Genomic DNA, 7,777 nt, shown 5'->3' with positions numbered 1-7,777 from the left:
AAATTTGCAAAATTTACGATAGTGATGTAGATCGCTACGCCCGTTTTTTCGGCGTTTATTAGCTCATATAGCGCTGCTTCGTTGCCCTGGCCCGTAAGATGATCGATATAGACTTGATTGTTTAAGCTCTCTTTTGTGCTCGCAAGAGCTAGTTTCATAATCTCGCGCTCGCCGATGTCATGAGCGTAAAGCGCATATAGCGGCGGCTTGGACGCAGCCGCGATATTTGCTAGTCTTAGGCTCACATCGGCTAGCTCGCCGTTTTTACGAAGCAGGCGCGTATCTTTGGCGCTTTTATTTACCATCGCAGGAAGTTCGATCCCTTTATCTTTGGGCATCAAAACTCCAAGATCGCTTCCTTCCAGTTCACTTTGTTCGTAGCCACTTAAGTTAAGCACGCCTTTATTAGCGTATAAAATTTTAAAGTTTTGATCTGCTAAAACTATCGCTTCGCCTGCTTGTTCGCATAGTGCGTGATAGGGCGCGAGGGCGCGTTTACCACGCAAAGCATCGGAATTTATGATGTAAGTAAGCAGTAAAAACGACAAAAACACCGCCGTGTAAAGCATCGTCATTTGCATAAACGAGCCGTAAAATTCCTCACTAGCGTAAGAAAATCGCTCGCGCAGACTTGCGAAGCGCTCGTTTAGCAACGAGAGATTATCGCTTACGATGATATTTTGACGCTCGAAATTCCTTAAAATTTGCCGTGCGATTCCTATAAACGCAGCTTCGTCGGGGCTTGACGCATCTGCGCTTTCTAACGCGCTTTTTAAAGCAGAGATCTCGGAGCGATTTTTATAGTTAAGTCCTAAAATTTGAGAGTAGAGATTTGCTCTTTGCGCATTTGTGCCACCGGATAAAAATTTTTGCTGCAGACTTTGAAAAAGGATTAAATTCTGCGAATTTAAAGCCCCAAGCTCATCCAAAAGCGAAATTTTATCGCTAAAAGCGCTTCCGATCGCGCGCACATCGCCGCTAAGTCCGATTTTATCGATGATTTTGTCTTTTTGCAGAGCTTGCAGCACTTGATAGATGCCGCGCATATCGGCATTTGCAATCGAAAAGTCCCTTCTTGCGATCTTTGCATCAAATAATATATTTAAGCGGTTGTCGGCATTATCGATCAAAGCTAGCTCGCGCGAAATCGTGCTAAATCTCGCTACATCTCTTAGCGACGAGAAATAATTCCCGGCGATGATTATGCCTAATATCATAATCCCCACCATCAAAGTCCACATTATCTTATCTTTCATCCTGCGCCTCCGTCATCTCGCCCTTAAGTGTAGCTAAAAAGCTCATCAAAGCATCAAGTTCCCCATCGCTAAGATCGTATTTTAGCAGATCCTTTGCGATCTGCCGCACCGCAAGACGCAAATCCGTCTGCCCGTTTACGTAAGGCGCGGTTTGCGTGATATTGCGCAAGCTAGGCACGCGGCGCAGCTCAAATCCATCGGAAGTGAGCCTATGCCTAGGCACATCCTCCTCTTCCGCGCTTGGGCGAATTTTAGTAAAGCTGCCGGTGCCTAGACTAACGCCGTTATGACATGCCGAGCATAGCCGCACAAAAAGCACATATCCGTTATATTCGGCATCATTTAGCTTAACCTCGCCGCGCAAAAATCGGTCAAATTTGGAATTTATCGCCGTTTTGGACTTTAAAAATTCCTTCAGCGCATCAATGAAGTTCGCTATATTCGCCTCGCCGTAAGCACTTTCAAAAGCCTGCTTGTAGGCTAAATTCTTCCTGATAAGCTCTAAAATTCTATCTTCGCTCGCGTCCAGCTCATTCTCACTAAAAACCGACGCCGCGATCCGAGCTTCAAAGCCCGCGAAATTATAATCGCCCAAGTAGCGGTCAAAATAATAAGAATTTATGAGCGTAGGCACGCGTCCATCGCGCACTGAAGCGCCTGAGTCGTTTAGATAGAAGTTATGGCAGCTCTCGCAGGAGCGGCCTTTGCCGCTAAATCTTACATCTGTAAAAATTTTTGCGCCCAGCCGAGCCTTTTGTGGGTCATATTTAGGCACCTCAAGCGGCGTAAAAAGATTGCCGCAAAGCCCCAAAACGGGCGCTAGGCTAAATATAAAACAGCTTAAAGCTCGCTTTGATCTCATCGCTTATCATCCCGCATTTAGCCCGCTTTTTCAAAAGCTCCTCGATCTCGCGCTCGCTAGCCTCCGCGCCGTCCATATGCAGGTGCCACGCGGCGTTTTGCACAGCTTCTTGCAGACTGCGTTTTTGCTCGCGCTTTTCAGTTAAAATTTCGCTTTTAAACTTGATGTCGCGCGCCTTTAGCAGCGCCTCAAATTTTTCGGCGGCGGTAGCAAGTCTTTTATGCCCCGTGCCGAAGCGCTCAAAAAGCGGCGCAAGCATAGATGAATTGCGCTCGCTCGCCCAATTTAGATAAATTTTACGCTCGCCCAAAGCCAAAAACGCCTCAAAATCCTTCGTGCTCTTCAGCGCTGGACTCATCGTAAGAAACGCGATGTCAAAAACTGCGGGAATTTTAAAATTTTCGCTCCCTCGGTTTTTGCTCGCGGCGTCTTTAAAATTTAAAACCTGCGCTTCTTGAGCTTGCGCGTTTGAAATTTCGCTTTGCGAGCGCGGATAAATTTTAAAATTTTCTCCCGCCGTATCCCTGAAACCATCGCGGCTCAGCCGCTCGCAAAACTCCGCAAAGCTTAAATTTAATACGTTTTGCAAGCTGATGCCAAACTCCTCCGCGCTGCGCCTTAGCTCGCGCAACATCCCCTCCGAGCTATCGATCGCCGTGACCTTGGCGCCCAGCGACGCGAGATACAGCGAGTAAACCCCCGTGCCGGCGCCCACGTCTAGCACGCTTTTGCCCGCAAAGCTCACGCCCCAGCCGCGCAGTATCTCAAACACCCGCTTACCAAAAGCCCCCAACTCGCCGCTAAATTTAGCGTAACTTTCGGACTTTTTATCCCAGCTATTTTTATGTGATTTTTCGCCGATTTTCTCCACCGCTCGCCTTTAAATTTTTTGTAATAATAGCAAAATTTGGCAATTTTTCCGAATTTGGGCTATAATAAATGCTTTCAAAATCTAGGCGAAAGGGCGTTCATGGCGGACGTGACGATAAGAAATTTAAACTTTGCTTACGAAAAACGCGAAATTTTAAAAGATATAAACCTAAGCTACGAGCTGCGCGATTTTTTAGCGATTTTCGGGCCCAACGGCGGCGGCAAAAGCACCCTTTTGAAGCTGCTTTTGGGGCTGCTGCGACCAAGCTCGGGCACGATCGAAATTTTAGGCAGATCGCCCGCGCTTGCCAGGGCGCAAATGGGCTACGTGCCGCAGTTCATCGCGATAAACAAAAGCTTTCCCATAAGCGTGCTCGAAGTCGTTTTAATGGGGCTGATAGATAAGAAAATTTTCGGCTTCTACTCCAAATCCGAGCGCGAGCAAGCCATGCAAGCCTTGGAGCGCGTAGGGATGCAAGACCTTGCAGAATGCCGTATCAGCGAGCTTAGCGGCGGGCAGAGACAGCGCGTTTACATCGCGCGGGCGCTGTGCGCGAAGGCTAAAATTTTACTTCTTGACGAGCCGCTAGCGAGCATCGACACGATGGGGCAGGTTCAAATTTACGAGCTTTTAAAATCTCTAAACGAAAGCGGCTGCGGCATAATTCTAATCAGCCACGACGTGCAGCTCGCGCTAAACTACGCAAACCGCGCGCTTTACGTCGCAAACGGCTCGGCGCACACCCACGAGATCGATCCGGGAGGCAGGGCGGAATTTTTAGATCACCTGCGACGTGAGCACGGGCACTTCTGCGCCGTCGATCTCGCGCTTAACGAGTGCTGCTGCAAGGAGGGCGAAAATGGCTGAAATTCTATCCTACGATTTCATGCGAAACGCCCTACTCGGCGGACTTTTGGTCAGTATAGTCTGCGGCGTCGTTGGCTCTTTAGTCGTGATAAATCGCATGAGCTTCATAGCAGGCGGCATCGCACACGGCGCATACGGCGGCATCGGCATCGCGCTATTTTTAGGCATCTCGCCCGTGTTGGGAGCTAGCGTCTTTGCGCTGTTTTTGGGGCTGCTCATCGCCTACGTTACGCTACGAAACACCGAGCGCTTCGACGCTGTAATCGGCGCGATATGGGCATTTGGAATGGCGCTAGGAATAATTTTCGCCGATCTTACGCCTGGATACAAATCCGATCTGATGAGCTTTTTATTCGGCTCGATCTTAGCTATAAATCACGAAAATTTAATCTTCATCGGCATTTGCGGCGCGGCATTTGCGGCGCTTACGGCGTGCTTTTACAGGCAGTTTTTAGCGATCAGCTTCGATAAGGAATTCGCCCTGCTGCGCGGAGTGAATACAAGCGTCTTTTACTACGTCCTCGTAGTGATGGCGAGCCTCGCGGTGGTCGCGTCGATTCAGATCGTAGGACTAATCTTAGTAATCTCGCTGATGACGATCCCGCCCTTCATCGCCGAAAAAATTTCAAAAAGCCTAGGCTCGATGATGGCGATAAGCTGCGCGCTATCGGCGCTTTTTTGCGCGGCGGGGCTTGTTTTGAGCTTCAAGCTCAATCTAACCAGCGGCGCCTCGATAATCCTAGTCGCCTCGGTCTGCTTTTTCGTAAGCTCGATTTTTAGCAAACTTCGCGCCTAAAAGCCCGCCCAGTTCGCTAAGCAGGATGCCTGCTAGTATCAGCGCCGCGCCTAAAATTTGAAGCGCGCTTAGCTTCTCGCCGAAGGCATACCCCATTATGCCCGCGCTTACGGGCTCCAGCGCGAAAATCAGCACCGTTTTTATCTCGCTTACGCCGCGGTTTTGCGCCATCGTTTGGATCACAAACGCCGCGACGGTGGCAAAGATCGAGGTTAAAACCAGCGCGAAAACAAAATCGAAACTCGGCGAAAAGATCAAATTTCCAAGTACCTTTATCTCGCCTTCAAATTCCGCGTGCGGAGCGAAAACTGCCGCGATCAGCGCGCAGACGCAGACGCAGATAAACTGCACGATCACAAAGCCGTAGAGATTGCTTTTGCGCGCGCAGACGCCGGTAAATACGATATGAAGCGCGTATGCAAACGCCGAAATCAGCGTCAACCGCTCGCCTATGCCAAATCCCACCGCGCCGCTTGCTCCGCTTAAAAAATACAGCCCCAAAAGCGCCACGGCCGCACCGCCAAAGGCGCTCGCACCGACTTTTTTGCCGAAAAACGCAAGCATTAAAAAGGGCACGATGACGACGTTAAGCCCCAAAATAAACGCCACCGTCGATGATAGCGCATAATCAAGCGCTATGGTCTGGCACGAAAAATCGCAAAACAGCATCAGCCCGCAAAACACGCCCCGCCCTATCGTGCCGCGGTCAAATTTGACGCCGAAGCGCAGACAGGCGAGGTAGGTAAAAATGCTCGCCGCCAAAAAGCGCCAAAATAAAAAGCTAAAAACGTCGCCGCTATGCAGCGCGCGCTGAACCGGCACGAAAGTGCATCCCCAAACGATCGCTACGAAAAGTAGCCCCAGATCCCACAGTCTGCTAGGTGGAGCGGGGTTTTGCGCGGAATTGGAATTTTGCCCGAAACTCTGCGCGGAATTCGAGCTTTGCGTGCAGTTTTGCATAGAGGCAGAATTTTGCGCGGCAGCAGGGCTCTGCGTAGAATCAGAGCTTTGCGCGAAATCGAAATTCTGCGCGAAATTTAAGCTTCGAGCGGAGCTAGAATTCTCTGCCGAATTAGATTTCTTCGCGAAATTCCGCGCCTCAAAATTTTTCAATCCAAACCCCTGCAGCGCTTGAGCGAAGCCGTGGCCCTTTGCAATGATATCGGTAAAATTTTTCTTTGAGCGTCGCGTATGAGCGGCGGCGAGGCTTTTTGTGGGGCTTAAATTTGGCTCGTCTACGGCGCTCGCACGATTTAGCGAACTCTCGCTATTTGCGCTACTATGAGTGGAATTTCCCATAAAATTTCGTTTGAAATTTTTTGCGGAATTTTCGCAAGGATTTATTGCGGAGGCATTTACGGAATTTAAAGCTTTATTTTCGGTGCAGTTTGGAATTTGCGCGGACTTTAAATTTAGCGCAAGAGCCGCGGAGCTTAAAGCGGATTTTCTTCCTGGATTTTTGACGCACGGAGCGGGATAGAACGCGACGAGACTGTGCGCAGCAAAACTGGCCGAAGCACGATTGCGCGCGGCGAAACCGACCGAAGTGGGATAAAATTTTAAATTTCTTCTGCTGATAAAATTTAACTCGGCGGCCTCGTCTTGAAATTTGAAATTTCTTTTGAGGCAGAGAGTGGGAGTAAAATTTACCGTTCCACCGCGCGCTATATTTTTCGCGCACTCACATGCCTGATTTGAGATAAAATTTAAAGCGGATTTTGAATTAAAATTTTCCGCGAGCTCAGAGATAGAATTTTTCATAAATTTAAAGTAAAATTTCGCCGAGATCTTGGTGCAGTCGCGCCTATCTGATCGTCTTTATGGCGTTTAAAATCGCGCCCGAGTTTTTGCGAAACTCCCTTTCGTTTTTGCTTAAAAAATCGAAGCTTTCGTTGATAAAGGCGCTGCTGAATTCGCTACTAAAATCGTCTCCAGGCTCGCGTCCGACGGCACTTTTAAAGCTTTTAGCAAAGCTCGCGTCGGCTCCTAGTTCGCGTGCCAAAGGGCGAATGATTTCGTAAATTTCATCAAAGGCGTTGGTGCGCAGATAGTGGCTGAATAGCACCTCGCCGCTCATTACCGCCTTAGTATCGGCTTCGGACATATCTTTTATTTTAGCAAGTACGAGCTTTTTGATCGGCTCTACGGCAAGACTTAGCTTCTTGCTCGCCAGCCTTTGCATATTCTGCACGGCGATGCTTTTTTTGCCCGCGCGCTCGGTAATGTAGCTAGGCAGATCGAGCTCGTAATCCTGCACGCCAGTGCGCTCGTATTCGCCTGCGGCGCGCTCGATCAGAGTGCTTAGCGAGTTTTTAAAATTTTCGCTATCGCCCGCACCCGCACTAAGCATCACGTCAAGTCCCTTTACGGCGACCTCCTCCCAGCTAGCAGTCGCAAATATCGGCAATAAACAAAAGATTAATTTTTTAAGCAAAGTTTTTTCCTAATTAAAGATTGATTATTTTATTTCGAAAATTTTAATGTATAATCAACGCTTTTATAATACCAAAAGGGCTAAATATGGAGCTTTTACTCATTGCTTTTGCGCTTGCTATGGACAGCGTCGCGCTTAGTATCTCAAACGGCGCGAAATATCCGAATTTTAAATTTGCGCAGATCGCGCGCGTCGCGTTTTTCTATGCGGCGGCTCAGTTCATAATGCCGCTATCAGGCTACGCTTTGGGGATAAACTTCGTAAAATTTATCTCAGAAATCGATCACTTCGTCGCGTTTGGAATTTTATCGTTTTTAGGCGTTAAAATGATCGCGGAATCCCGCCGTGAGCAGGACGAGCCAGATCTGCGCCTAAGCACGAAGGAGCTGGTGCTGGGCGCGATCGCCACCAGCATCGATGCGATGGCCGTGGGTGTGACCTTTGCGTTTGGCGAGATAAACATCCTCTACGCCTGTTGCGTAATCGGGCTCGTCTGCTTCGCGCTGTGCGTCGCGGCGTGCTACGTAGGCAAGCTAACGGGCGAATATCTGCACTCAAAGGCGCTCGTCTTAGGCGGCGCGATTTTGATTCTAATCGGGGTTAAAATTTTGCTCTCACACCTCGGCGTTATCGATATTTAGCGGCTTTTAAGCGCCGCTTTGCGATAATTTTTAAAACTAATCCGCAGGAG

The 7,777-nt window shown here is 48.9% G+C and carries 8 protein-coding genes; 3 read left to right on the top strand and 5 right to left on the bottom strand.

Features of this window, described 5'->3' with window-relative positions:
- The 3 genes from Q0135_RS08335 to Q0135_RS08325 form a co-directional block, all read right to left on the bottom strand.
- Positions 1 to 1,256, bottom strand: a 1,256-nt coding sequence (locus Q0135_RS08335; RefSeq protein ID WP_297989762.1) for a PAS domain S-box protein, incomplete at its 3' end; no start/stop codon positions are given.
- A complete protein-coding gene (locus Q0135_RS08330) occupies positions 1,246 to 2,118 on the bottom strand; it encodes a cytochrome c peroxidase (RefSeq protein WP_297989761.1) in 873 nt (290 codons plus the stop codon). The genes Q0135_RS08330 and Q0135_RS08335, both read right to left, overlap by 11 nt.
- Positions 2,081 to 2,989 carry a bifunctional 2-polyprenyl-6-hydroxyphenol methylase/3-demethylubiquinol 3-O-methyltransferase UbiG gene (locus Q0135_RS08325; RefSeq protein WP_297989760.1) on the bottom strand — a complete coding sequence of 303 codons (909 nt, stop codon included), beginning with the start codon at positions 2,987 to 2,989 and terminating at the stop codon, positions 2,081 to 2,083. The genes Q0135_RS08330 and Q0135_RS08325 overlap by 38 nt, the downstream gene beginning before the upstream one ends.
- Positions 2,990 to 3,088: 99 nt before the next feature.
- On the opposite strand from Q0135_RS08325, the gene Q0135_RS08320 reads away from it, so the two are divergent.
- Complete coding sequence (locus tag Q0135_RS08320) at positions 3,089 to 3,856, top strand: ABC transporter ATP-binding protein (RefSeq protein WP_297989763.1); 768 nt, start codon at positions 3,089 to 3,091, stop codon at positions 3,854 to 3,856.
- Positions 3,849 to 4,652 (top strand): metal ABC transporter permease, encoded by an 804-nt coding sequence (locus Q0135_RS08315; protein WP_297964136.1) that lies wholly within the window; start codon positions 3,849 to 3,851, stop codon positions 4,650 to 4,652. Before Q0135_RS08320 ends, Q0135_RS08315 begins: the two co-directional genes overlap by 8 nt.
- On the opposite strand, the gene Q0135_RS08310 is transcribed toward Q0135_RS08315, so the two are convergent.
- Positions 4,596 to 6,413, bottom strand: a complete 1,818-nt coding sequence (locus Q0135_RS08310; protein WP_297989758.1) for a DMT family transporter — start codon at positions 6,411 to 6,413, stop codon at positions 4,596 to 4,598. The genes Q0135_RS08315 and Q0135_RS08310 overlap by 57 nt on opposite strands.
- 43 nt (positions 6,414 to 6,456) lie before the next feature.
- Positions 6,457 to 7,086 carry a hypothetical protein gene (locus Q0135_RS08305; RefSeq protein ID WP_297989756.1) on the bottom strand — a complete coding sequence of 210 codons (630 nt, stop codon included), beginning with the start codon at positions 7,084 to 7,086 and terminating at the stop codon, positions 6,457 to 6,459.
- 86 nt (positions 7,087 to 7,172) lie between these two features.
- Between Q0135_RS08305 and Q0135_RS08300 the strand changes: the two genes are divergently transcribed.
- A complete protein-coding gene (locus tag Q0135_RS08300) occupies positions 7,173 to 7,727 on the top strand; it encodes a manganese efflux pump MntP family protein (protein ID WP_297989754.1) in 555 nt (184 codons plus the stop codon).
- Positions 7,728 to 7,777: the final 50 nt, after the last annotated feature.

The organism is uncultured Campylobacter sp., from assembly GCF_937981295.1.
Taxonomy (GTDB): Bacteria; Campylobacterota; Campylobacteria; order Campylobacterales; family Campylobacteraceae; genus Campylobacter_B.
Note: the sequence above shows the minus strand (reverse complement) of the source record. Positions and strands in the feature narration are given on the sequence as shown.